This is a genomic window from Citrobacter sp. CK195 (assembly GCF_030333365.1).
In the GTDB taxonomy this organism is placed as follows: Bacteria; Pseudomonadota; Gammaproteobacteria; order Enterobacterales; family Enterobacteriaceae; genus Citrobacter_B; species Citrobacter_B koseri.
Map to the genome: position 1 here is coordinate 450,428 of NZ_JAOWGB010000025.1, position 24,964 is coordinate 475,391.

The 24,964-nt window shown below is 54.8% G+C and carries 19 protein-coding genes; 11 read left to right on the forward strand and 8 right to left on the reverse strand.

Annotated elements, in window-relative coordinates; translation table 11 throughout:
- Window positions 1-62: 62 nt before the first annotated feature.
- Both fucI and fucP read right to left on the reverse strand, forming a co-directional pair.
- Window positions 63-1,838 (reverse strand): L-fucose isomerase, encoded by a 1,776-nt coding sequence (fucI, locus tag OGX93_RS16355; protein ID WP_112001597.1) that lies wholly within the window; start codon window positions 1,836-1,838, stop codon window positions 63-65.
- 31 nt (window positions 1,839-1,869) lie between these two features.
- Window positions 1,870-3,180, reverse strand: a complete 1,311-nt coding sequence (fucP, locus tag OGX93_RS16360) for an L-fucose:H+ symporter permease (RefSeq protein ID WP_012134914.1) — start codon at window positions 3,178-3,180, stop codon at window positions 1,870-1,872.
- 555 nt (window positions 3,181-3,735) lie between these two features.
- Between fucP and fucA the strand changes: the two genes are divergently transcribed.
- Both fucA and fucO read left to right on the forward strand, forming a co-directional pair.
- Entirely contained in the window at window positions 3,736-4,383 is a 648-nt protein-coding gene (fucA, locus tag OGX93_RS16365; protein WP_012134912.1) for an L-fuculose-phosphate aldolase, read from the forward strand.
- A 25-nt stretch (window positions 4,384-4,408) separates the two neighbouring features.
- Window positions 4,409-5,557 (forward strand): lactaldehyde reductase, encoded by a 1,149-nt coding sequence (gene fucO, locus OGX93_RS16370; protein ID WP_286448989.1) that lies wholly within the window; start codon window positions 4,409-4,411, stop codon window positions 5,555-5,557.
- Between the two features lie 80 nt (window positions 5,558-5,637).
- Here the strand turns inward: fucO and xni are convergent, their stop codons facing one another.
- The 5 genes from xni to queF form a co-directional block, all read right to left on the reverse strand.
- Window positions 5,638-6,393, reverse strand: a complete 756-nt coding sequence (xni, locus tag OGX93_RS16375; protein WP_286448987.1) for a flap endonuclease Xni — start codon at window positions 6,391-6,393, stop codon at window positions 5,638-5,640.
- A 170-nt stretch (window positions 6,394-6,563) separates the two neighbouring features.
- A complete protein-coding gene (sdaB, locus tag OGX93_RS16380; RefSeq protein WP_012134908.1) occupies window positions 6,564-7,931 on the reverse strand; it encodes an L-serine ammonia-lyase II in 1,368 nt (455 codons plus the stop codon).
- A 60-nt stretch (window positions 7,932-7,991) separates the two neighbouring features.
- Complete coding sequence (gene sdaC, locus OGX93_RS16385) at window positions 7,992-9,281, reverse strand: HAAAP family serine/threonine permease SdaC (protein ID WP_049009488.1); 1,290 nt, start codon at window positions 9,279-9,281, stop codon at window positions 7,992-7,994.
- A gap of 564 nt (window positions 9,282-9,845) precedes the next feature.
- Complete coding sequence (ppnN, locus tag OGX93_RS16390) at window positions 9,846-11,210, reverse strand: nucleotide 5'-monophosphate nucleosidase PpnN (RefSeq protein ID WP_024130903.1); 1,365 nt, start codon at window positions 11,208-11,210, stop codon at window positions 9,846-9,848.
- Between the two features lie 114 nt (window positions 11,211-11,324).
- Window positions 11,325-12,173, reverse strand: a complete 849-nt coding sequence (gene queF, locus OGX93_RS16395) for an NADPH-dependent 7-cyano-7-deazaguanine reductase QueF (protein ID WP_012134904.1) — start codon at window positions 12,171-12,173, stop codon at window positions 11,325-11,327.
- 68 nt (window positions 12,174-12,241) lie between these two features.
- Between queF and syd the strand changes: the two genes are divergently transcribed.
- From syd to OGX93_RS16435, 8 genes are all read left to right on the forward strand, one after another.
- Window positions 12,242-12,787: a SecY-interacting protein gene (syd, locus tag OGX93_RS16400; protein ID WP_047461575.1), complete on the forward strand. Its 546-nt coding sequence runs from the start codon at window positions 12,242-12,244 to the stop codon at window positions 12,785-12,787.
- A gap of 633 nt (window positions 12,788-13,420) precedes the next feature.
- Window positions 13,421-13,750, forward strand: coding sequence for a YqcC family protein (locus tag OGX93_RS16405; protein WP_047461578.1), 330 nt, complete (start codon window positions 13,421-13,423; stop codon window positions 13,748-13,750).
- Window positions 13,750-14,532 carry a tRNA pseudouridine(65) synthase TruC gene (truC, locus tag OGX93_RS16410; RefSeq protein WP_047461581.1) on the forward strand — a complete coding sequence of 261 codons (783 nt, stop codon included), beginning with the start codon at window positions 13,750-13,752 and terminating at the stop codon, window positions 14,530-14,532. Before OGX93_RS16405 ends, truC begins: the two co-directional genes overlap by 1 nt.
- 18 nt (window positions 14,533-14,550) lie before the next feature.
- The gene (locus OGX93_RS16415; protein WP_012134900.1) at window positions 14,551-15,000 is read left to right on the forward strand and encodes a flavodoxin; all 450 of its coding nucleotides are present in this window, start codon (window positions 14,551-14,553) and stop codon (window positions 14,998-15,000) included.
- A 456-nt stretch (window positions 15,001-15,456) separates the two neighbouring features.
- Window positions 15,457-16,809 carry a galactarate/glucarate/glycerate transporter GudP gene (gene gudP / locus OGX93_RS16420; protein WP_012134898.1) on the forward strand — a complete coding sequence of 451 codons (1,353 nt, stop codon included), beginning with the start codon at window positions 15,457-15,459 and terminating at the stop codon, window positions 16,807-16,809.
- A gap of 2 nt (window positions 16,810-16,811) precedes the next feature.
- The gene (locus OGX93_RS16425; protein WP_012134897.1) at window positions 16,812-18,152 is read left to right on the forward strand and encodes an enolase C-terminal domain-like protein; all 1,341 of its coding nucleotides are present in this window, start codon (window positions 16,812-16,814) and stop codon (window positions 18,150-18,152) included.
- Between the two features lie 19 nt (window positions 18,153-18,171).
- Window positions 18,172-19,512, forward strand: a complete 1,341-nt coding sequence (gene gudD, locus OGX93_RS16430; RefSeq protein WP_286448984.1) for a glucarate dehydratase — start codon at window positions 18,172-18,174, stop codon at window positions 19,510-19,512.
- A gap of 81 nt (window positions 19,513-19,593) precedes the next feature.
- Entirely contained in the window at window positions 19,594-20,736 is a 1,143-nt protein-coding gene (locus tag OGX93_RS16435; protein WP_049009493.1) for a glycerate kinase, read from the forward strand.
- An 88-nt stretch (window positions 20,737-20,824) separates the two neighbouring features.
- On the opposite strand, the gene barA is transcribed toward OGX93_RS16435, so the two are convergent.
- The gene (gene barA, locus OGX93_RS16440) at window positions 20,825-23,581 is read right to left on the reverse strand and encodes a two-component sensor histidine kinase BarA (RefSeq protein WP_047461593.1); all 2,757 of its coding nucleotides are present in this window, start codon (window positions 23,579-23,581) and stop codon (window positions 20,825-20,827) included.
- A 57-nt stretch (window positions 23,582-23,638) separates the two neighbouring features.
- Between barA and rlmD the strand changes: the two genes are divergently transcribed.
- Complete coding sequence (gene rlmD / locus OGX93_RS16445) at window positions 23,639-24,937, forward strand: 23S rRNA (uracil(1939)-C(5))-methyltransferase RlmD (protein ID WP_286448983.1); 1,299 nt, start codon at window positions 23,639-23,641, stop codon at window positions 24,935-24,937.
- Window positions 24,938-24,964: the final 27 nt, after the last annotated feature.

Consider the following 24,964-nt stretch of genomic DNA (forward strand, 5'->3'; position numbering starts at 1 on the left):
GCCTACAAAATGCGAAATTGTAGGCCCGGTAAGCTTACGCCACCGGGCAAAGAAGTGACGCATTAACGTTTGTACAGCGGCCCGTAGTTCTGGCAGGCGCGATAATCCTGGCCTTCAATATCCATACCGTGCGCAGCCCAGGCGGAAGGACGGTAGATTTTCGCATCGTCCACGTTGTGCATGCAGACCGGAATACGCAGCATGGCGGCGAGCGTGATGAAGTCAGCGCCGACGTGGCCGATGGTCAGTACGCCGTGGTTAGCGCCCCAGTTCGCCATCACCGAGTAAACGTCGGTGAACGGGCCTTTACCGGTAAGACGCGGCGCAAACCAGGTGGTCGGCCAGGTCGAGTTGGTGCGGGCGTCGAGCTGATCGTGCATCTCTTTCGGCAGTTCCACGCTCCAGCCTTCAGCGATTTGCAGTACCGGCCCCAGACCCTTGATGATGTTCACGCGGGTCATGGTGAACGGCACGCCGCCTTCGGTCAGGAAGCGAGAGGAGTAGCCGCCGCCACGGAAGTATTCGTGGATCGCCGGGCACCATTCGGTGGCGGCCAGGCAGGCGTCCGCTTCCTGTTGGCTGATTTCCCAGTGCGGCTTCATGGTCGGTTTGCCTTCGCTATCGCGCTGCTTGCAGGAGCCGTCCAGCGCCGCAGAGCCGGAGTTGATCAGGTGAATGATGCCGTGCTCCGCAAGGCCGGTGAGCGGCTGGCCTGTGACGCGCTCTACCGCTTCCGGCGACCAGTAGGTTCGCACGTCGGCAAAGACCTGCGCGGTTCCGGTGAGTTGGTGGCCCAGCAGCATCGCTACGCCGTTGAGGCTGTCGTTTTCGGTAGCGACGACAAACGGTTCGCGCACGCCGTTCCAGTCAAAGGAGCTGTTCAGCAGCGCTTCGGCGGTGTCGCCGTTCGGGTATTGATCGGTCCAGTGGCGCTGGCCCTGGAAGCCTGCCGCAATAGCGTTATAACCCAGCGACTCTTCGACCAGCCCTTTTTCCGCCAGCTTGTTGTTGCCCTGCATCATGTCGCGAATGCACATTGCCATCAGCAGGCTCTCTTTCAGCACCGCGCGGCTTTGTTCTTCATTACGTTTGTACTGCTGCGCGTTCTGATCCTCGCCATAGCGGAAGTTTTTATCCGCCCACGCCAGCGCCATCTCCAGCTCGGCTTCGTCATAGATTTTCTGGTCGATGCGACGGCGCAGCTCGGTCATGTCCACCGCCTGCACTTTCATCCCCAGCCAGGACTCAAAGAAGTTGTGATCGACGATGGAACCGGCAATCCCCATTGAGACGCCGCCCACAGAGAGGTAGCTTCTGCCTTTCATGCTGGCGACCGCCAGACCCGCGCGCGCAAAGCGCAGCAGTTTTTCTTCAACGTCGGCAGGGATCGAGGTGTCGTCGGCATCCTGTACGTCATGACCATAAATAGAGAATGCCGGAATGCCTTTCTGGCTGTGCGCGGCCAACGCGGCGGCCAGATAAACGGCGCCGGGACGTTCCGTACCGTTGAAGCCCCAGATGGCTTTCGGGCGCATTGGGTCCATATCGATGGTTTCGCTGCCGTAGCACCAGCACGGCGTCACGGTAATGGTTACGCCAACATTCTGGCTGCTGAATTTCTCCTCACAGGCGGCGGATTCCGCCATTCCGGCAATGCAGGTATCCGCAATCACGCACTCAATCTGCGCGCCGCAGGCATGGCGGAGTTTTTCGGTGATAAGCGCAGCGGTGGCTTTCGCCATATTCATGGTCTGTTCTTCCAGCGACTCGCGTACCCCCATGCGACGTCCATCAATAACCGGGCGAATGCCAATTTTCGGTAAGCTGATTTTTTTCATTACAGGTTCCTCACGTTATTCGGAAAAATGTTCAGTTAGTTGCCGCTTGTGAACGGAAACGGGCAAAGATGAAGATGACGGCAAAGCAGAGCGCCGGGACCAGCTCAGCCGTTGGGATGTTGCCAGCCGCATCGCTGACAAAACCCATGACCGGCGTGACGATGCCGCCGCCAATGATGGTCATGACGATGAATGACGAGCCGTATTTGGTGTCCTGTCCCAGATTTTTAATACCCAGCGAGAAGATAGTGGGGTACTGAATCGACATAAATGCGCTGCACAGCGTCAGGGCCAGCAGACCGATATGGCCGCCGCTAAAGGCTGAAACCAGACACAGGATCATGGAGAGCAGGGCATAGGCAGCCAGCACTTTATGCGGCGCAAAGCGGCTGATAAGCCAGGTGCCGGAGAAGCGGCCGATAAAGAAGCACACCATCGTGCCGGTCAGGTAGTTGGCGGCAAAGCCAGGCGTCATACCGGGGATCTCTTCGATAGCGTAACGGATCAGGTAGCTCCAGCAGGCGGTTTGCGCGCCGACGTAGCAGAACTGCGCCAGCACCGCCCAGCGCCAGTGGCGAATACGCACCAGGCGGGCAAGCGAAGCGGTGAATGAACTTTGTTGGGCGTCACTGTGATCGTCGCTCTGTAGCGCCGGGAATTTGGTCAGCATGATCAGCAGGGCAACCAGTAAAACGATAGCCACGATGATCATATAAGGCGTCTGTACCGACAAAACCAGGCTGTGTTTATATGTACTCAATTGCTCAGGCGTCATTTTATCGAGCACGTCCTGAGATTGATGTGGAACGTTAGACAAAATAAGACTTTGCCCGAACACCACGGCGATAATAGCGCCGAAAGAGTTAAATGTTTGCGCCAGATTGAGACGGAAATGGCCACCGCTTTCTGGCCCTAATACCGTAACAAAAGGGTTCGCGGCGGTTTCAAGACAACCAAGTCCTGCGGCAATAATAAAAAGACCAATCAAAAACAAGGTGTAATTCATCACTTCAGCAGCCGGCCAGAATAATGCCGCGCCAAAAGCATATAAGAATAGTCCGGTAATTATCCCCGCTTTATAACTCAGCTTTTTCATCAAAATACCCGCGGGGATGGGAATAACAAAATAGCCGAAATAAAAAGCAGACTGAATCAAACCTGCCTGAAAATTAGTTAATGTAAAGGCTTGCTGAAATTGTGGTAATAAAATGTCATTCAGGTTATTGGCAACCGCCCAAAGGAAAAACAGTGAGCAGAGTAAAGCGAACGGAATGATATAGCGTTTGCTTTGCCCTGTATCCACCGCACGAAAACTCTGCGTCTGTATTGTTGTGTTTCCCATAGCATCCTCATTGGCTCAGAAGCGTGTTCAACATTTTAGAAGTACGACCGGTGTTTCTCACCAGATCGACAAACCAGGCGAGTTCCTGTTATCTGCCAGAGAAAATTGGCTGTTGATGGTGAACTCATGAATTCATTTTCAAATAAAAAACGCTGTTTAATATGATGGTGGTCACATTTAGCACCTGGAGGGTGGCTTTATGTGATTATCATCACTTTAATTTCTGAAAAATGATGCCCGTTTGAGTAAATAAAATTAAAAACCCACAGCGTTGATGACCGATTTAATTTATTACTGCGAAAACGGGCATTTGTTACAAATATTATGAAAATGCCCGTTTGGATAAATAATATTAAGAGCGGTCATTTTGGCGAGAGTGAATCCGGCGAAAACGGTATTTAACTGACGTGATTAATTGATGCGTATCACAAAATAAAGTCATGTAAATTCCTTTATCGCTATTCAATATGATGATGGTTACCAAATGTTCAATTAATTCAGCAGAGCAACGTGCTGTTCTGTTGTCGCGTTTTGAATGACTGAGAGAGGTAACTAATGGAACGAAACACACTGGCCCGCCAGATTATCGACACCTGCCTGGAGATGACCCGGCTGGGGCTGAACCAGGGGACCGCAGGCAATGTGAGCGTGCGTTATCAGGGCGGGATGCTGATCACGCCAACGGGCATTCCGTATGACAAACTCACCGAATCACATATCGTCTTTATTGATGCAGAGGGTCAGCATGAGCAGGGAAAATTGCCTTCCAGCGAGTGGCGTTTTCATATGGCGGCCTACCAGACGCGCCCGGATGCTAATGCTGTCGTCCATAACCATGCCGTTCACTGCACGGCGGTGTCGATCCTCAATCGTCCTATTCCAGCCATTCATTACATGATTGCGGCGGCGGGGGGGAACTCCATTCCGTGTGCGCCTTACGCCACGTTCGGCACGCGTGAACTTTCTGAATACGTTGCCGTTGCGCTCAAAAATCGCAAAGCGACCCTGCTACAGCATCATGGGTTGATCGCCTGCGAAGAGAACCTGGAAAAAGCGCTGTGGCTGGCGCATGAAGTGGAAGTGCTGGCGCAGCTGTACCTCAGTACGCTGGCGATTACCGATCCGGTGCCTGTACTGGATGATGAGGCTATCGCCATTGTGCTGGAAAAATTCAAAACCTACGGATTACGTATCGAAGAGTAATTTCGCACAGCGAAGGAGACGGGCTATGGCGAACAGAATGATCCTGAACGAAACGGCATGGTTTGGCCGGGGGGCGGTGGCGGCGTTAACCGATGAGGTTCAACGCCGGGGCTATCGCAAGGCGCTAATTGTCAGTGACAAAACGCTGGTGCAGTGCGGTGTGGTCAGAAACGTCACGGATAAGATGGATGCCGCAGGGCTGGCATGGGCGATCTACGATGGCGTGATCCCAAATCCAACCATCGGTGTGGTGAAAGAGGGGCTGAACGTATTTCAACAAAGCGGGGCAGACTACCTGATTGCCATCGGCGGCGGCTCCCCGCAGGATACCTGTAAGGCGATCGGTATTATCAGCAATAACCCTGAGTTTGCTGACGTGCGCAGTCTGGAAGGTCTGTCGCCGACCCGTTATCCGAGCGTGCCGGTGATGGCGATCCCGACCACTGCGGGAACCGCAGCGGAAGTGACCATTAACTATGTGATCACCGATGAAGAAAAGCGGCGTAAATTTGTTTGTGTCGATCCGCATGATATCCCGCAGGTCGCGTTTATTGATGCCGACATGATGGATGGCATGCCGCCCGCGCTGAAGGCGGCAACCGGGGTGGATGCGTTAACCCACGCGATCGAAGGATACATCACCCGTGCCGCGTGGGCGTTGACGGATGCGCTGCATATTAAGGCCATTGAGATTATCGCCGGGGCATTGCGTGGTTCGGTTGCGGGCGAGCGTGAAGCGGGCGAAGCGATGGCGCTGGGGCAGTATGTTGCCGGGATGGGCTTTTCCAACGTGGGGCTTGGGCTGGTGCACGGGATGGCGCATCCGCTGGGCGCGTTTTATAACACTCCGCACGGCGTTGCTAATGCGATTCTTCTGCCGCATATCATGCGCTACAACGCGGAATATACCGGTGAGAAGTTCCGTGATATCGCGTGTGCGATGGGCGAGAAGGTTGAGGGGATAAGTTTGAGCGAGGCGCGTAATGCCGCCGTGGAAGCGGTATTTACCCTCAACCGGGACGTCGGTATTCCGTTGCATTTACGCGATGTCGGCGTGCGTAAAGAGGATATTCCGGCGCTGGCGCAGGCGGCATTTGACGATGTCTGCACCGGTGGTAATCCGCGTGAAGCGAGTATTGCCGATATCGTCGAGTTGTATCATACCGCCTGGTAATTTTGCCAGATGGCCTTATCCGGCCTACAGGATTGCACGAAATGTAGGCCGGATAAGCGCAGCGCCACCCGGCAACACAGCTACCACGTCAGCCGTAGCTGCTGCAAGTTCCCGTCGATATGGAGATCCGTTTGCAGGCGCGCGATATCGCGGCACAAAAATGCCATCTCTTTATGCGCTTCAAGCTTCTTGCGCCACTTTTCCGCCACCTCGTCGAGGTGCGCATAAATCCCTTCCAGAGTCTGAAACTGAACCAACAATTGGGTCGCGCTTTTGGGGCCGATGCCCGCCACGCCGGGGACTTTTGAACTGCTGATCCCCGCCAGTCCCCAGTAGTCCGGCAACTGTTGGGGAAGGACGCCGAACTCTTTCTCAATGAATGGCGCATCCAGCCAGCGTTTCTGGAAATAATCGCGGATACGCAGCGTCGGGGAGAGCAACTGACAGTAGCCTTTGTCGGTAGAAACGATAGTGGCCTGATGCCCGGCCTGTGTGACCTTGACCGCCAGCGTGGCGGCTAAATCATCCGCCTCATTGCCGCTGGAAACCCAGCATTGCACGCCGCGCTGTTCGAAGGCGGCGCGTATTGCGGGCATTTCATTGTGCAACTCGTCAGGCATGGGAGGACGACCGGCTTTGTAGTCCGGGAGACGCTGATGACGCCAGCCGCTGTTGCGCGCGTCATCGTCAAATACGGCGACGGCGTGCGTCGGCTGACTGTGTACAATCAACTGCTCAAGCGCATGCAGGCAGGTCTCCGCGCAGGGCGAGCCTTGAACCGCATGAATACGGCGAATTAAATTCAGTGCATCGACGATAAGCAGATGGACGGCCACGGTGTTCTCCCTGACAAATTTGGGGACAGGGTAACATCCAGGGCGACAGGAGGCGAGTGTTGCGAAATAGCGCGATCCGTAGGCCTGATAAGCGAAGCGCCATCAGGCAATAAATGCCGGATGGCGTCGAGCGCCTTATCCGGCCTACAGATCCTGAAACGTGGTAGGACTTAATCGCAGGCGACAATCTTCATCGCCAGGCCGCCGCGAGAGGTTTCACGGTACTTGGCGTTCATGTCTTTACCGGTTTCGTACATGGTCTCAATAACTTTATCGAGGCACACGCGCGGCTCGCTGGTACGACGCAGCGCCATACGCGCGGCGTTGACCGCTTTCACGGAGGCAATCGCGTTACGCTCAATGCACGGCACCTGTACCTGGCCCGCAACCGGATCGCAGGTCAGACCCAGGTTGTGCTCCATGCCGATTTCCGCAGCGATGCACACTTGCGTCGGACTGCCGCCCAGCAGCTCTGCCAGACCCGCCGCCGCCATAGAGCAGGCCACGCCGACCTCACCCTGACAGCCCACTTCCGCACCGGAAATGGAGGCGTTCATCTTGTACAGAGAGCCGATCGCGCTGGCCACCAGCATGTAGCGAGCCAGTGAGTTGGCGTTAACTTCGCGGATAAACTTGTCGTAGTACGCCAGTACCGCCGGAACGATGCCGCATGCGCCGTTGGTTGGCGCAGTCACGACACGCCCGCCCGCCGCGTTCTCTTCGTTGACCGCCAGCGCGAACATGTTGATCCAGTCGACAACCGCCATCGGGTCGGTCGTGGTTTTATCCTGGCTGACCAGCATACGACGCAGCGCCGCGGCACGACGTGGAACGCGCAGTTTCCCCGGCAGTACGCCTTCCGTCGTGATGCCGCGTTCAATACCGCCGCGCATCACTTCCCAGACGTTGGCAAAGTGCTGTTCCAGCTCTTCTTTGCTGTGCAGCGCCAGCTCGTTTTGCATCATCAGGCCGGAAAGCGACAGACCGGTTTCCTGGCAGTGTTTTTGCAGATCGGCAGCGGATTTGTACGGATACGGCACGTTGACCGGCGCACTGTTCGACAAACCGAAATGTTCTTCATCAACGATGAAACCACCGCCAATGGAGTAGTAAGTTTGGCTGTAGAGGACCTTATCGCCCGCCAGCGCGCTAATACGCATCCCGTTCTCATGCAGAGACAGGTTGTCGGCATGGAAATTCATGCACTTATCGACCGGAAACTCCACTTCATGCTGACCATTCGCCAGCAGTAAACGTCCGTGGGTATTCACGTCCTGAATAAAGAACGGAATGGCGTCGATGTCGACGGTATCCGGCAGATTTCCCGCCAGACCCATAATAATGGCAATGTCAGTGTGGTGACCTTTACCGGTCAGCGACAGTGAACCATAGACATCCACCACGACGCGGGTGACATCGGTCAGGATATTGCGGGCAATCAGATCATCCGTGAATTGTTTGCCTGCTTTCATTGGCCCGACGGTGTGAGAGCTGGAAGGGCCAATGCCGATTTTGAAAATATCGAATACGCTAATCATAGGGCATCCATTGCTTAAATCTCAGGGAGGAAGCGCCGCCCGAAAGCGGCGCTACAAAACTTAGCTGAACAGGGAGTAGAAAATAGCGGAGATAGCGATCAGACCCATAACAACAACGAACACGTTGCTGATGTGGCCGCTGTACTTACGCATTGCCGGGACTTTCTGGATGGCATACATCGGCATCAGGAACAGAATCATCGCGATGATTGGGCCGCCCAGGGTTTCAATCATTCCCAGGATGCTTGGGTTCAGCGTGGCGACAATCCAGGTCGTAACCAGCATGAACAGCGCAGTGATTTTGTTCAGCTTGTTGATTTCGATGGATTTGCCTTTGCCGCGCAGAGACTTGATAACCATTCCGTTGAAACCTTCACGAGCGCCCAGGTAGTGGCCGAGGAAGGATTTCGTGATGGCGATAATCGCGATGATCGGCGCCATCCAGGCGATAACTGGCGCGTTAAAGTGGTTCGCCAGGTAAGACAGAATAGAGATGTTCTGCTCTTTCGCTGCCGCCAGGTCTGCTGGCGTCAGGCTCAGTACGCAACTGAAGACGAAGAACATAACGGTCAGCACCATCATGATGTGAGCGAATGCCAGGATCTTAGAGCATTTCTTCTCAGCCGCATCGCCGTACTCTTCACGCTTCGCGACCGCGAAGGAGGAGATGATCGGAGAGTGGTTGAAAGAGAACACCATTACCGGAATTGCCAGCCACAGCGTCATCCACAGACCATTGCCGGTAGAGGCAGCGGAATCAAAGGAGAGCGTTTCCAGCGCTGCGCCGCTCCACTGGGGGATCAGGTACAGGGCCAGCAGCATCAGGGCCGCAACAAACGGGAATACCAGAATACTCATCGCTTTAACGATCATCTGCTCACCGAAGCGCACGATGGTCATCATGCCGACAATCAGGATCAGAGACAGAATCGCGCGCGGCGGCGGGGTGATGGCCAACTGGTGGGTCATGAAGCTTTCCACGGTGTTGGTAATCGCCACACTGTAAACCAGCAGAATCGGGTAAATCGCGAAGAAGTAGAGCAGGGTGATCAGTTTACCCGCGCCAATACCGAAGTGCTCTTCAACCACTTCAGTGATGTCTTCGCCAGGGTTTTTACCGGACAGCACGAAGCGAGTCAGGCCACGGTGTGCGAAGAAGGTCATCGGGAAAGCGATAATCGCCATGATGATCAGCGGGATCATACCGCCGACGCCTGCGTTAATTGGCAGGAACAGTACGCCCGCGCCGATTGCCGTGCCGTAAAGGCCCAGCATCCACATGGTGTCCGTCTTGCGCCATCCGCTTCGAGAATCAATCGAAGCAATAGTGCTGGTTTGAGTGGTTTCCATCTGTTTCTCCTGGAGGAAGCTAAAAGTCAGGTTTGTGGTCTAATCCAATGAAAAAAGACCTGACCGTAAAATGAAATTCGTTTAATGACGATTTTTATATAATTTTTCGCCGTAATAATTTGCGGGCGGAAAGATACATTTAACTTATGAATGTATCAGTGATCGCGATCCCAAATGCAATAATCCACCTGTTATGTGGATAAATTTGGACCATTAATCTGTTAAAAAAACGTCAAAGCGAATTTACGGGCGCGAAGGCTACCATTAACGACATATGCCCTAAAAGATCGGGGCGCAATATACGGAGGTTTGGCTATAAAAAACAATGTTTTTGGAGGATTGTCGCGACTAATAAGAATTACGGCTGATAAATTACTATTGGTATTGTAAGGTAAACGTTTGCGCATTAATGCTTTTATTTTGAAATATAAGCGGCATTTATAAACTTAGCTTCACTATGTGACTGGTATCAATGAAAAAACCGGGCGGTGAAAACACCAGACCCGGTCTGAGAAAGCGGACGATCGTCTGACCCGGCGGATGTGCTCCACCGGGCGCTGCGCGTTATGCGCAGATTTCGTAGCAGGGAATGTAAGCCGAGCCGGGCAGTTTCATACGATGCTGCGCGACAAAGCCCTGGAGCAGGTCGTCCATGCGACGCATCATCTCGCGGTCGCCGTGGATTTTATAAGGCCCGAACTCCTCAATCGCACGGATGCCAACCTCCTTGACGTTACCCGCAACGATGCCGGAGAAGGCGCGCCGCAGATCCGCCGCCAGAATTTCAACCGGTTGATCGGGGTAAAGTTGCAGATTCGCCATATTCTCATGCGACGGTTCGAACGGAATTTGCAGGTCCGGCGCGATGCGAATCGACCAGTTGAAGCTGTAAGCGTCGCCAGTGTCGCGGCGATTCTCTTTCACCAGCGGCATCGCTTTTTTCATCAGCCGCGCCACTTCCGTGGCGTCATCAATGATGACGCGGTAGTAACGGCGGGCGTCTTCTCCCAGCGTATGCACGATAAATTCGTCCAGCACGCGGAAGTAATCCGCACTCTCTTTCGGCCCGGTGAGGATCAGCGGCAGCACCTGATCTTTATTCGCCGGGTTCATCAGGATCCCCAGCAGATAGAGAAGTTCTTCCGCCGTACCGACGCCGCCCGGGAAGATGATGATGCCGTGGGCGATACGCACGAAGGCTTCGAGGCGTTTTTCGATATCCGGCATGATGATCAACTCATTGACCAGCGGGTTAGGCGGTTCTGCCGCGATGATGGAAGGTTCCGTCATACCGATAAAGCGGCTGTCTTTGTAACGCTGCTGCGCGTGGCCTACCGCTGCGCCTTTCATTGGCGCTTCCATTGCCCCTGGCCCGCAGCCGGTGCAAATGTTCAGCTCACGCAGACCCAGCTGGGTGCCGACGCGGCGGGCATAGAGATATTCGTTTTCGTTAATGGAGTGACCGCCCCAGCAGACGACCATGTTTGGCGCTTCGCCGACGTGCAGCGCCCGGGCGTTGCGCAGAATCGAGAACACCAGGTTGGTAATATGCACCGAGCTTTCGAGATCCAGATGCTGGAAACGGCCTGCATTGTGAATCTGACCGTTGACGAACAGGATGTCGCGCAACACGGCGAACAGGTTAGCCTGCAAGGCGCGGATGATGCGTCCGTCCACAAAGGCGTCTTCAGGCGGGTTAATCAGTTCGAGCTTCACGCCGCGTTCACGACGCAGCACGTTGATGTCGAAACTTTCAAAACGAGACAGCAATTCCTTGCTGTTATCAGTCAGACTGCCGGAGTTCAGTACGGCAAGCGAACAGTTACGAAACAGTTGATACAAGTCGCTGCTGGCCGTGCGTTTAAGCATATCGACTTCCAGCTGCGACAACATGTCCATTGAGCCAAGCGGGCTAATATGTGTAATCAAGTAAACTCCTTATGGGACGCAAGACGTCATTCCCTGTTGATTACAATAGCGCTGGCTTATGACCTTTCACAACCTTGCGCGCGGAATCAGGCGCGCAAAATTGAGAAAAAAAGATTACTGACGCACCAGTCTGCCCGTCGCAGGCACAAAATCGGTGTTGCTGCGCCACGGGTTGATATCCAGACCGCCACGACGCGTATAGCGCGCGTACACGCTCAGTTTTTCCGGCTGGCAGAAACGCAGAAGGTCGTTAAAAATGCGCTCTACGCACTGCTCGTGGAACTCGTTGTGATGACGGAACGAGACCAGATAACGCAGCAGCTTCTCGCGGTCAATTTTGCGCCCGCGATAACAAATTTGTATGGAGCCCCAGTCCGGCTGGTGGGTGATCAGGCAGTTTGACTTCAGCAGATGGCTGACCAGCGTCTCTTCCACGACTTTTTCGCCGCTGGCGGCATTCTCCAGGTAGTCGGTGCTGAACTGATAGTTATCGATGGTGATATCCTGGTCATCAATGCAGGTGCCGTGAAAATGGGCGGCAGGTTGCCCTTCCAGCTCATCAAGACGGTACAGCGCGACGCTGACTTCGCCTTGCGCACAGGCGCGCAGGTCGTTTTCCAGCGTCTGGCGCACGGCGTCCCAGGAGTCAAAACGGGTCTGGTTAAAGCTGTTCAGGTACAGCTTAAAACTTTTCGACTCAATCAAATTGACGCTGGTGTAGTCCAGTTCCACATGACCAACGGCGACCTGCGGCACGCCTTTCGCGTTCAGCCATGACAGTTCATACAGCGTCCAGATATCGGCGCCGTGAAAAGGCAGGTTGTCCGCTTTTAAATCCAGCGGATCGCGATTCAGGCTGCGCGGAACTCCCTGTAACAGGCTGGCGTCATAATTATCCCGGTAATCCGTTGATTTTCCGAGAGTCAGGCCATCAAGCGCCTGATGGTTTTCATAAGAAGACATGTTTCACCGTCATAAACCAGATACACTATGCGTCAAGTGTATCCTGGCTTTTATGAAGAGAGAAATCGGTGGACGAACTGACATCGCAAGCCCTGACGGCATTTACGACGCGTTATTGCGACGCATGGCATGAGAAACACAACAGCTGGCCGCTCAGCGAAGAGCTGTATGGCGTGCCTTCCCCGTGCATTATCTCTTCGACCAGCGATGCCGTTTACTGGCAGCCGCAGCCGTTTGAAGGCGAGGCGAATGTAAACGCGGTTGAACGCGCATTTGATATTGTGATACAACCTGCGGTCCATGCTTTTTACACCACGCAATTTGCCGGGGATATGTACGCGCAGTTCGCGGATGAAAAGCTGACGCTGCTGCAAACATGGAGCGCAGATGACTTCAGACGCGTTCAGGAAAACCTGATCGGCCATCTGGTCACGCAGAAGCGTCTCAAGTTACCGCCTACGCTTTTTATCGCCACGCTGGAAAATGAACTTGAGGTCATTTCGGTGTGTAATCTCTCTGGTGAAGTTTGCAAAGAGACCCTGGGAACGCGCAATCGTACCGTTCTGGCCGCCTCTCTTGCGGAATTCCTGACTCAGCTTAAGCCGCTTCTGTAATCCACTTTGCCAGACACTGTGTGAGAGATCTCTTACATACCCTGTGAGAGATCGCCAGATAATAAGCGAATACTTATCTCATGGTGTTAACTATAATTCCTTTAATATTAATGAGTTGAGTTAACAATCCTGCCTTTCATATGAAAATATCCTTAAGGCATTGTCTGTAAGTGTCTTGTAAGACAAGGCGAAACAGGCGATTCTATACCTGTCGACAAGGAGTCGCACAACGAAGCGAACGTCAGGATGATGGCGCTTCAGCAGGACACGCCAGGATGGTGTTACAAGGACAGGCTTCAGGATGAAGCAAAGTGGAAAACGCCGGATGCGTTAAGGGACACCTCCAGGACGGAGAACGAGAGCCGGGCAGGATGTTCGGTGGGTCAGGATGGCCAGGATACTTCAGGATGAAGTCGATTCGCATCGGGGTGATGTGAGCAGGATGCAAATTGTTCAGGATGAGCAGGTCGCAAGACCACAGGAAAAGTTGTCACGGATGAGCAGGGAGCACCAAAAGTAGCCGGAATGCTGCGAAACGAACCGGGAGCACTGTTTTTACAGTGCTCCCTTTTTTTATTTCGTCTTCACTGATGCTATTCTTCGCGCCAGTTTTTCATCACTGAGGTTAATTTCATGACGACTCATGACCGTGTGCGCCAGCAACTCCACGCGCTGGAAGCCCTGCTGCGTGAACATCATCACTGGCGGATGGACGAGCCGCAGGCCCACCTGTTTACCAGCACGCAACCTTTTTGTATGGATACGATGGAACCGCTTGAATGGCTGCAATGGGTGCTGATCCCCCGTATGCACGCGTTGCTTGATAACGCGCAGCCGCTTCCGCAAGCCTTTGCTGTCGCGCCGTATTATGAAATGGCGCTGACGGCCGATCATCCTCAACGCGAGGTGATCCTGGCGACATTGCAGGATCTGGACGCGCTGTTTACGAGCGATAACGTCTGATGCTGGAAATCCTCTATCAGGATGAATGGCTGGTGGCGGTGAATAAACCGTCTGGCTGGCTGGTTCACCGCAGCTGGTTGGATCGCGACGAAAAAGTCGTGGTGATGCAAACCGTACGCGACCAGATTGGTCAGCACGTCTTTACCGCCCACCGACTCGACAGGCCGACTTCCGGTGTCCTGCTGATGGGGCTTTCCAGCGAAGCGGGGCGCTTGCTGGCGCAGCAGTTTGAGCAGCATCAGATTCAGAAACGCTACCATGCGATTGTGCGCGGCTGGTTAATGGATGAGGCCGTTCTGGATTATCCGCTGGTGGAAGAACTGGATAAGATTGCCGATAAATTTGCCCGCGAGGATAAAGGCCCGCAGCCTGCCGTGACCCATTACCGGGGGCTGGCGACGGTCGAAATGCCGGTGGCGACCGGGCGTTATCCGACAACCCGCTACGGCCTGGTGGAACTGGAGCCGAAAACGGGCCGTAAACACCAGCTCAGACGTCATCTGGCGCATTTACGCCATCCGATTATCGGCGACAGCAAACACGGCGATTTACGTCAGAATCGCAGCGCCGCAGAGCATTTTGGTTGCCAGCGCTTAATGCTGCACGCCAGTCAACTGACGCTTACCCACCCCTTTACCGGTGAACCGCTGATCCTGCGCGCCGGCCTGGACGACGTCTGGATGCAGGCGTTATCACAGTTTGGCTGGCGCGGACTTCTCCCTGAGAATGAAAGGGTTGAGTTTAGTGCGTTGTCCCGGCAGGATGAAAATAATCAGGCTTAAATCAGGGAGAAAACGTTAATGGCGGAAATTGGTATTTTTGTCGGCACCATGTATGGAAACTCGCTGTTGGTTGCCGAAGAGGCCGAGGCGATCCTTACCGCGCAGGGGCATAAAGCAACCGTCTTTGAAGATCCGCAACTGAGCGACTGGCAGCCGTATCTGGATAAAGTTGTGCTGGTTGTGACATCGACGACGGGGCAGGGCGATCTTCCGGACAGCATTGTGCCGCTGTTCCAGGGAATAAAGGACAATCTCGGTTTTCAGCCAAATCTGCGTTACGGCGTGATTGCGCTGGGCGACAGCAGCTACGTTAATTTTTGCAATGGCGGCAAACAGTTCGATGCGCTGTTGCAGGAGCAAAGCGCGCAGCGTGTTGGGGAGATGCTGTTGATTGACGCCAGCGAACACCCGGAGCCGGAGAGCGAATCCAACCCCTGGGTCGAAAACTGGGGAACATTGCTCTCCTGAGCAAAACCCAGCCGGATGGCGACGTCCGGTCTACATGCGCAGTCTGTTGGCCTGATAAGCGTAGCGCCATCAGGCATTTGCCCTAAAACCCTTTCATACGAAAGGGTTTTCAGAGGCATTTTCATAGGGTCAAGCGACCCGTTTCACACTCCTCTTCTTTTGCTTCTCGCACCCTGTCTGTTTACCTCTTCGTTTTTCATTTCCGTGAAGTGGCTTCCATTGCCCTGGGCTTTTGCCACAAACATACGTGATACGCTGCCGAAATACTGTGTTGTTGCACGGTGAGAGTGCGAGGTGTGCTTTTTATACTTCTCGTGCCAGTTATTAAAAATGCAGTACACAAGGCAAACGACCTCATAAAAAGCTGCAAAAAAACACGAAACGTCATCTCTGATTCCCTACCGGTTGTGCAGTTCAGAGTGAGCGTAGATAACGCGAAAATTCAGGAGTGCAACAATGAGTTCATTAAGTCACGCGGTGAGCGGCGCGGAAAAACGCACCAATGCCCGCTACTGGATAGTGGTGATGCTGTTTATCGTCACATCCTTCAACTATGGCGACCGCGCCACATTGTCCATTGCCGGATCGGAAATGGCCAAAGATATTGGTCTCGACCCGGTAGGCATGGGGTACGTGTTCTCCGCTTTCTCATGGGCCTACGTGATCGGGCAAATCCCCGGCGGTTGGCTGCTCGACCGTTTTGGTTCTAAACGTGTCTACTTCTGGTCCATCTTTATCTGGTCCATGTTTACCCTGTTACAGGGCTTTGTGGATATCTTCAGCGGTTTTGGCATCATCGTGGCGCTGTTTACCCTGCGATTCCTGGTCGGGTTAGCCGAAGCGCCATCTTTCCCCGGCAACAGCCGAATCGTCGCGGCCTGGTTCCCGGCGCAGGAGAGGGGAACGGCGGTGGCGATTTTCAACTCCGCGCAATACTTTGCCACCGTTATCTTTGCGCCAATCATGGGCTGGCTGACCCATGAAGTGGGTTGGTCGCATGTCTTCTTCTTTATGGGCGGTCTGGGGATCGTGATCAGCTTTATCTGGCTGAAAGTGATCCATGAACCAAACCAGCATCCCGGCGTTAACAAAAAAGAGCTGGAGTACATTGCTGAAGGCGGCGCGCTGATCAATATGGATCAGAAAGATACGAAGGTGAAAGTCCCGTTTAGCGTGAAATGGGGCCAAATCAAACAGCTGCTGGGTTCCCGCATGATGATCGGCGTCTATATCGGCCAGTACTGCATTAATGCGTTGACCTATTTCTTTATCACCTGGTTCCCGGTTTATCTGGTGCAGGCGCGTGGCATGTCGATTCTGAAAGCGGGATTCGTCGCTTCCGTCCCGGCTATTTGCGGCTTCGTGGGCGGCGTGCTGGGCGGCATTATTTCCGACTGGCTGATGCGTCGTACCGGCTCGCTGAACATCGCCCGTAAGACGCCGATCGTGATGGGGATGCTGCTGTCGATGGTGATGGTGTTCTGTAATTACGTCAACGTCGAATGGATGATTATCGGCTTCATGGCGCTGGCCTTCTTCGGTAAAGGCATTGGCGCGTTGGGCTGGGCAGTCATGGCGGACACCGCGCCGAAAGAAATCAGCGGCTTGAGCGGCGGCTTATTCAACATGTTTGGCAATATTTCCGGCATCGTAACGCCAATTGCGATTGGCTACATCGTCGGCACGACCGGCTCGTTCAATGGCGCGCTGATTTACGTTGGCGTCCATGCGCTGGTGGCGGTACTGAGTTACCTCGTGCTGGTCGGGGATATTAAACGCATCGAACTGAAACCTGTAGCAGGACAATAAATATGACAACGCAATCAAGTCCCGTCATTACCGATATGAAAGTCATTCCGGTGGCCGGACATGACAGTATGTTACTCAACATCGGTGGGGCGCATAACGCGTATTTCACGCGCAATATCGTCGTCCTCACCGATAACGCCGGTAACACCGGCGTGGGTGAAGCGCCCGGCGGCGAGGTGATTTACCAGACGCTGGTGGATGCGATTCCGATGGTTTTAGGCCAGGAAGTGGCCCGCCTGAATAAAGTGGTGCAACAGGTGCATAAAGGTAATCAGGCTGCCGACTTTGATACCTTTGGTAAAGGCGCCTGGACTTTCGAACTGCGGGTGAATGCGGTAGCGGCTCTGGAAGCGGCGCTGCTGGATCTGCTGGGCAAAGCGCTGAATGTACCGGTGTGCGAACTGTTAGGGCCGGGCAAACAACGCGATGCGGTGACTGTGCTGGGCTACCTTTTCTACGTGGGCGATCGCACCAAAACGGATTTACCTTATCTCGAAAAAACGCCGGGCAATCATGACTGGTATCACCTGCGCCATCAGGAAGCGCTCACCAGCGACGCGGTTGTGCATCTGGCGCAGGCGGCGCAGGATCGCTACGGCTTTAAAGATTTCAAACTGAAGGGCGGCGTGTTGCCCGGCGAGCAGGAGATCGACACGGCCCGCGCGCTGAAAAAACGCTTCCCGGATGCGCGAATCACGGTTGACCCAAACGGCGCCTGGCTGCTGGATGAAGCCATCGCGCTGTGTAAAGGGCTGAACGATGTGCTCACGTATGCTGAAGATCCGTGTGGCGCAGAACAAGGATTCTCCGGGCGTGAAGTGATGGCGGAGTTCCGTCGTGCGACGGGGCTGCCGGTCGCGACCAACATGATTGCCACCAACTGGCGTGAAATGGGCCATGCGGTGATGTTAAACGCGGTGGATATTCCGCTCGCCGACCCGCACTTCTGGACGCTCTCCGGCGCGGTGCGCGTGGCGCAATTATGCGATGACTGGGGGCTGACCTGGGGCTGCCATTCGAACAACCATTTCGATATTTCCCTGGCGATGTTCACTCACGTTGGCGCTGCCGCGCCGGGTAAACCGACGGCGATTGACACCCACTGGATCTGGCAGGAGGGCGATTGTCGCCTGACGAAGCAACCGCTGGAAATTAAAGACGGAAAAATTGCTGTGCCGGATGCGCCGGGTCTTGGCGTGGAGCTGGACTGGGAGCAGGTGCAGAAAGCGCATGACGCTTACAAGAAACTGCCTGGCGGCGCGCGCAATGACGCAGGCCCGATGCAATACCTGATCCCCGGCTGGACTTTTGATCGTAAACGCCCCGTTTTCGGCCGTCGCTAATTCATATAAGGACTGAATGATGAGTACACAATTTACGACCCCTGTTGTTACCGCTATGCAGGTTATCCCGGTTGCGGGGCATGACAGTATGCTGATGAACCTGAGCGGGGCGCATGCGCCGTTCTTCACCCGTAATATCGTCATTATTAAAGACAATTCTGGTCACACCGGCGTGGGGGAAATCCCTGGCGGCGAGAAAATCCGCCAGACGCTGGAAGAGGCGATCCCGCTGGTGGTGGGTAAAACGCTGGGTGAGTACAAAAACGTGCTGAATGCCGTGCGTCATCAGTTCGCCGATCGTGATGCGGGCGGGCGCGGCTTACAAACCTTCGACTTACGTACCACCATTCATGTGGTCACCGGCATTGAAGCGGCGCTGCTTGATCTGTTAGGCCAGCACCTGGGGGTCAACGTGGCATCCCTGCTGGGTGAGGGGCAACAGCGTAGCGAAGTGGAAATGCTTGGCTATCTGTTCTTTGTCGGCAACCGTAAAGCGACGCCGCTGCCGTACCAGAGCCAGCCGGATGAGAAATGCGACTGGTATCGTCTGCGTCACGAAGAGGCGATGACTCCTGATACGGTCGTCCGCCTGGCGGAAGCGGCATACGAGAAGTATGGCTTTAACGACTTTAAACTGAAGGGCGGCGTTCTGGCGGGAGATGAAGAGGCGGAGTCCATTGTAGCGCTGGCGAAACGCTTCCCGAATGCCCGCGTGACGCTGGACCCGAACGGCGCCTGGTCGCTGAATGAAGCAATCCAAATCGGTAAGTACCTGAAAGGCTCGCTGGCCTATGCGGAAGATCCGTGCGGGGCGGAGCAGGGTTTCTCTGGCCGCGAAGTGATGGCGGAGTTCCGTCGCGCGACCGGCCTGCCGACGGCCACCAATATGATCGCCACTGACTGGCGTCAGATGGGGCATACGCTCTCCTTGCAGTCTGTGGACATTCCGCTGGCTGACCCGCATTTCTGGACGATGCAGGGATCTGTTCGCGTCGCGCAGATGTGCCATGAGTTCGGCCTGACCTGGGGTTCGCATTCCAACAACCACTTTGATATTTCCCTGGCGATGTTCACGCATGTGGCGGCCGCCGCGCCCGGCAAGATCACCGCGATCGACACCCACTGGATCTGGCAGGAAGGTAATCAGCGTCTGACCAAAGAGCCGTTTGAAATCAAAGGCGGTATGGTGCAGGTGCCTGATAAACCAGGTCTTGGCGTTGAGATTGACATGGATCAGGTGATGAAGGCGCACGAGTTGTATCAGCAACACGGCCTGGGCGCGCGTGATGATGCGATGGGAATGCAGTATTTGATCCCGAACTGGACATTCGACAATAAGCGCCCGTGCATGGTGCGCTGACTGTATTGAACCGGTTTCGTCATGGGGTCGGTTCTTCTCCTGGTGTATGCTTAGTACAGTCAACATGCGTAAGGATGCTTTATGAAAATAGTGATCGCACCGGACTCTTATAAGGAAAGTTTGAGCGCTCTTGAGGTAGCGACCGCCATTGAGGAGGGGTTTCGTGAAATCTGGCCTGATGCGGATTACGTAAAACTCCCGGTTGCTGATGGTGGTGAGGGAACGGTTGAAGCGATGGTCGAGGCCACGGCAGGCCGGATTGTTGATGTTGACGTGACGGGCCCGCTCGGTGACAGCGTGCGGGCATTTTATGGGCTTTCTGGCGACGAGCGTTCGGCCTTTATCGAAATGGCCGCCGCCAGTGGGCTGGAGTTGGTTTCACCGCAATTACGCGATCCGCTAAAAACCACCTCGTGGGGAACCGGTGAGTTAATTCGCCACGCCCTCGATGCCGGGGTGGAACATATTATTATTGGCCTTGGCGGTAGCGCGACGAATGACGGCGGCGCCGGTATGGTGCAGGCGCTGGGGGCGAAATTGCTGGATGCGCAGCACCAGGAGATTACGCAAGGCGGCGCGGCGCTGGAAGCGCTCTCAAAGATTGATATCAGCGGTATTGATAAACGTCTTGCCGCGTGTCGTATCGAAGTCGCCTGCGATGTCACGAATCCGCTGACCGGGAAAGAGGGGGCATCTGCGGTATTTGGTCCGCAAAAAGGCGCCACGCCGGAGATGATTCAACGCTTAGACGATGCGCTGACGCACTATGCCCGGCTGATTTCCCGCGATCTGGATATTAATGTATTCGAACTGGCGGGCGGCGGCGCGGCGGGCGGTCTGGGGGCCGCATTATATGCGTTTTGCGGCGCGGAGTTACGGCGCGGCATTGAGATCGTGACCGATGCCTTGCATCTGGAAGAGTGCGTTGCTGATGCGGATCTGGTTGTTACCGGAGAAGGGCGCATCGACAGCCAAACGATTCACGGCAAAGTGCCTGTCGGCGTGGCAAAGGTCGCGAAACGACATAATAAGCCCGTGATTGGCATTGCAGGTAGCCTGACGGCGGATGTGGGTGTTGTACACCAACATGGGCTGGATGCTGTTTTCAGCGTGATTTATACCATCTGTACGCTGGATGAGGCGCTGGAGAATGCCGCAGAAAATGTGCGCATGGCTGCGCGCAATATCGCCGCCACCCTTAACGTGGGGCAACATTTACGTTAACTGCCTGATGGCGCTGCGCTTATCAGGCCTACGGCCACGCACCTGTAGGCCGGATAAGACGCGCTAGCGTCGCCATCCGGCATCCCCCTCATCCTAATATTTTCTTTGCTTCGCGCGCGACGTTGTCCATCTCATCAAGCAGCTCCAGGAACTCGGGTTCAAGCTCCTCTTCTTTGGTGCCGCTGCGTAACTGCTGCTCAATTAACTGGCACAAGTTTTTCATGCGCGGCACCCCGCTGTAGCCGCAGCTGCCGTGCAGCGTGTGGATGAGATCCACCAGCCCTTCGGGCGCCTCTCCCACCAGCTGTTCTTCAATTTTGTTACGCACTTCCGGCAGGAAGTTGATGAGCATTTGCAGCAGATCCCGCGCCAGATCGGATTTTCCGGCCGCCTGGCGCAGCGCCAGTTGCCAGTCGAGCGTTGCGTTCGGGTTGACGATAAACTCTGTCGATTCAGCGGCGGGTAATCGGGTTGCTACCACGGCCCCCGGCTTATAGCGTAACAGCAGACTGTGCAGCTTTTCTTCTTCTATCGGCTTGGCCAGATAGTCATTCATCCCCGCGCTCAGCAGCTTCTCTTTCTGACCCGCCATCGCATGTGCCGTCACGGCGATCACCGGCGTTTGCTGCTGATGCGGAAGCTGATGAATCAGCTCACAGGCGCGGATACCGTCCATATCCGGCATCTGAATGTCCATCAGGATCAAATCAAACTGCATCTGTTTGGCCCGTTCCACCGCCTGATGCCCGCTGTCGCAAAGCTCCACATGCTGGACTTTGTCCTCCAGCAGCGCGCCGATCAGCTTCAGGTTGGCCGGGTTATCGTCGACCGCCATTACCGTCATGGCGATTTTGTTCTCATCCGTCAGCAGCGGTTCAACATGCTGATTTAAATGGCAGTATTCCGTCAGCGCAGGCAGTAAACGCGTTGAGGTGAGCGGTTTTAACAGACAGGCCGCCGCGCCGCCTTGCTTGAGTTTTTCGGCGTTAATCTGGGCATGGCAAGGCAGCGCCAGCAGCAGGAAGTCCGTCATGGCGGCGGCTTTTGCCAGCCGTTCTTGCTGCATGGTGAGCGGTTCGTTAAAGGTCACCGGAACGCTGATGAGCAGGATATCGTAGTGATCCAGCGGCAACGCTGAGAACGTCGGGCTGTAGATCACCTCCAGCGGCGTGTCGCTCAGCATATCCAGCGTGCATTGCGCGGCGGTGGCGTTCGGTTCGACGTAGGCCAGCCGTTTTCCGACCAGACAGCGCGTTGGCGGCGCGTCGCTTATCACATTCGGGTTGAGATCGAGATTAATGTGGAACCAGAAAGTGGAACCGCGATTGGGCTGACTGTGGAACGAGATATCGCCGCCCATCTCATTGACCAGTTTTTGCGTAATCACCAGCCCCAGACCGGTTCCGCCATGACGGCGTGAAATGCTGGCGTCCGCCTGGCGGAAAGCCTGGAACAGACGCGACTGGTCGCGCTCGGGAATGCCGATGCCGGTATCGCGGATCTGGATTTCAATCTGTACTTTGGTATTACTGAGCGCGCGCTTTTCAACCAGAATGTCGATATTGCCGCTTTCGGTAAATTTAATGGCATTACCGACCAGATTGGTAATGACCTGCTGTAGGCGCAGCGGGTCGCCGATGACGTTATCCGGTACGTCATTTTTGATGTTTAACGTGAGCTCCAGCCCTTTGTCATGGGATGAATGCGCCAGCAGCGTCACCACTTCATCCAGCGTGCTGCGTAGCGGGAAGGGAATGCTTTCCAGAATCAGCTTGCCCGCTTCCAGCTTGGAAAAATCGAGCACGTCATTGATGATCGCCAGCAGGTTGTTGGCCGAACGCTCGATAGTATTGAGGTGATCGCGCTGGGTTGTATTGAGTTCGGTTTTTAGCGTCAGACGGGTAAAGCCAATCACGCCGTTAAGCGGCGTACGCAGTTCGTGCGACATGTTGGCCAAAAACTCAGACTTAATACGCGCCGCTTCCTGAGCGCGCTTCTTCGCCAGATCCAGCTCAACGTTCTGGATCTCCATCTGTTCCAGCGTTTCGCGCAGATCCGAAGTGGCCTGATCGATATTATGCTGCATCTCTTCATGGTAAGCGGCAAGCGACATCGCCATCGAGTTGATGCCGTTTTTCAGCATATCCAGCTCGCCCAGCATAAAGCCCTCGACGCGGCTGTCGAGCTGCCCACGACGAATGCGGTCAACGGTATTGACCATATTACGAATGGGGCCGGTGACGTCGCGCATCAGGCGCCAGCCAAAAATTAAGGCAATGCCGATACAGAACAGCATCATCACGCTGGAGATGAAAATCTCTTTGTACTGTTGCAGGCGGACGGACTTGAGATCCAGTTCAAGCGCCACATATCCCAACATATTTCTCGGCGTTTTGGCATCTGTTACGGGGGATTCGTCCGGCGAATACCTTTCGGAGATAATCGGCGTTCGCAGGATCATAATGTCCCCGTGGCGGGTCACGCTCAGCCTGCGGGGAAACGGCTCCCCGGTGGCGAGCTGCATTTCTGACGGATCGAGATGGAAATTGGATGTGACAAACAGCCGGTTATTCTCGTCATAAACGGAAATGGCGCGCACGATGTCGGAGTGGCGGCGATGGAGAACGCTGATGAGCTGCCCGATTGATTCGCGGTTTTGCAGGTTCATGCCATATTCGCTGGAGACCGCAAGAGGTTCGATAATGCTGGCGCCAGCATCTTCCAGTTGACGCTGCAAGTCGTTATAGCGATGCACAACGAAAAAGATACTGAGCAGTAAACCAATGAGGACGGTCGGGGCCAGGATCAGAATCATCATGCGTGCGCGCAGGCTGTAGTTGGTCATGGAGTTCCGTTATGGGACAATTAGGGTCACACTGTTAAATTGAGAAATATCTCGTCGATGGCGCAATTCTACTCTGCAAAACGACGCGTGACGACGCGTCAGATCATAACCGTTACGGTCAATGACCTCGATCCTTTTGGTCAGGGCGTGGCTCGCCATAATGGAAAGGCGCTGTTTATACCGGGATTACTGCCCCAGGAAAAGGGCGACGTCGTCATTACCGAAGATAAAAAACAGTTCGCCCGCGCGCAAGTTAAGCGTCGCCTGAATGATAGCCCGGAACGGGAAACGCCGCGCTGCCCGCACTTTGGCGTCTGTGGCGGCTGCCAGCAGCAGCATGCCAGCGTCGCGCTGCAACAACGCAGCAAAAGCGCCGCGCTGTCGCGCTTAATGAAATGCGATGTCGCCGAGGTGATCGCCGATACGCCGTGGGGCTATCGACGCCGTGCGCGTTTAAGCCTGAATTATCTGCCTAAAACTCAGCAATTGCAGATGGGATTTCGCAAGGCGGGCTCCAGCGATATCGTGGATGTCAGGCAGTGCCCCATTCTGGTGCCCCAGCTTGAGGCGCTGCTGCCCCGTGTCAGGGTGTGTCTGGAAAGTTTGCAAGGAAACCGCCACTTTGGCCATGTCGAGCTGGTACAGGCGGGGAATGGCACCCTGATGGTGCTGCGTCATACGGCGCCCTTGAGCGAGGCGGACAGAGAAAAACTGGAACGCTTTTCGCATTCTGAGGGACTGTCTCTGTTTCTGGCCCCTCAAAGCGACATACTTGAACCGCTTACCGGGGAGGCGCCCTGGTATGATTCAAACGGGCTACGCTTAACCTTCAGCCCGCGCGACTTTATTCAGGTCAACGAAGGGGTGAACCAGAAAATGGTCGCCCGGGCGCTGGAATGGCTGGATATTCAACCTGGCGACCGGGTTCTGGATCTGTTCTGCGGCATGGGGAATTTTACTCTGCCGCTGGCGACGCGCGCCGCCAGCGTTGTGGGCGTTGAAGGCGTTCCGGCGCTGGTGGAAAAAGGCCGGGAAAACGCGCGGCGTAACGGATTACAGAATGTGACATTCTTTCACGAAAATCTCGAAGAAGATGTCACGAAGCAGCAATGGGCGAAAAACGGTTTTGACAAAATTTTGCTCGATCCCGCTCGTGCCGGGGCGGCAGGCGTGATGAAACACATTATAAAGTTAAAACCAATTCGTATTGTTTATGTATCCTGTAATCCTGCTACGCTGGCACGGGATAGCGACGCCTTGTTGAATGCCGGATACCAAATTCAGCGGCTGGCGATGCTCGACATGTTCCCACACACTGGGCATCTGGAATCAATGGTGTTGTTTGAGCGTTTGTAATGAGTCATGGCTTGCTGACTTCGGTAG

Coding starts and splice junctions, on each gene's coding strand:
- fucI (WP_112001597.1), bottom strand. CDS start 1,838: ATGAAAAAAATCAGCTTACCGAAAATTGGCATTCGCCCGGTTATTGAT.
- fucP (WP_012134914.1), bottom strand. CDS start 3,180: ATGGGAAACACAACAATACAGACGCAGAGTTTTCGTGCGGTGGATACA.
- fucA (WP_012134912.1), top strand. CDS start 3,736: ATGGAACGAAACACACTGGCCCGCCAGATTATCGACACCTGCCTGGAG.
- fucO (WP_286448989.1), top strand. CDS start 4,409: ATGGCGAACAGAATGATCCTGAACGAAACGGCATGGTTTGGCCGGGGG.
- sdaB (WP_012134908.1), bottom strand. CDS start 7,931: ATGATTAGCGTATTCGATATTTTCAAAATCGGCATTGGCCCTTCCAGC.
- sdaC (WP_049009488.1), bottom strand. CDS start 9,281: ATGGAAACCACTCAAACCAGCACTATTGCTTCGATTGATTCTCGAAGC.
- queF (WP_012134904.1), bottom strand. CDS start 12,173: ATGTCTTCTTATGAAAACCATCAGGCGCTTGATGGCCTGACTCTCGGA.
- OGX93_RS16405 (WP_047461578.1), top strand. CDS start 13,421: ATGACGACTCATGACCGTGTGCGCCAGCAACTCCACGCGCTGGAAGCC.
- truC (WP_047461581.1), top strand. CDS start 13,750: ATGCTGGAAATCCTCTATCAGGATGAATGGCTGGTGGCGGTGAATAAA.
- OGX93_RS16415 (WP_012134900.1), top strand. CDS start 14,551: ATGGCGGAAATTGGTATTTTTGTCGGCACCATGTATGGAAACTCGCTG.
- gudP (WP_012134898.1), top strand. CDS start 15,457: ATGAGTTCATTAAGTCACGCGGTGAGCGGCGCGGAAAAACGCACCAAT.
- OGX93_RS16425 (WP_012134897.1), top strand. CDS start 16,812: ATGACAACGCAATCAAGTCCCGTCATTACCGATATGAAAGTCATTCCG.
- gudD (WP_286448984.1), top strand. CDS start 18,172: ATGAGTACACAATTTACGACCCCTGTTGTTACCGCTATGCAGGTTATC.
- OGX93_RS16435 (WP_049009493.1), top strand. CDS start 19,594: ATGAAAATAGTGATCGCACCGGACTCTTATAAGGAAAGTTTGAGCGCT.
- barA (WP_047461593.1), bottom strand. CDS start 23,581: ATGACCAACTACAGCCTGCGCGCACGCATGATGATTCTGATCCTGGCC.
- rlmD (WP_286448983.1), top strand. CDS start 23,639: ATGGCGCAATTCTACTCTGCAAAACGACGCGTGACGACGCGTCAGATC.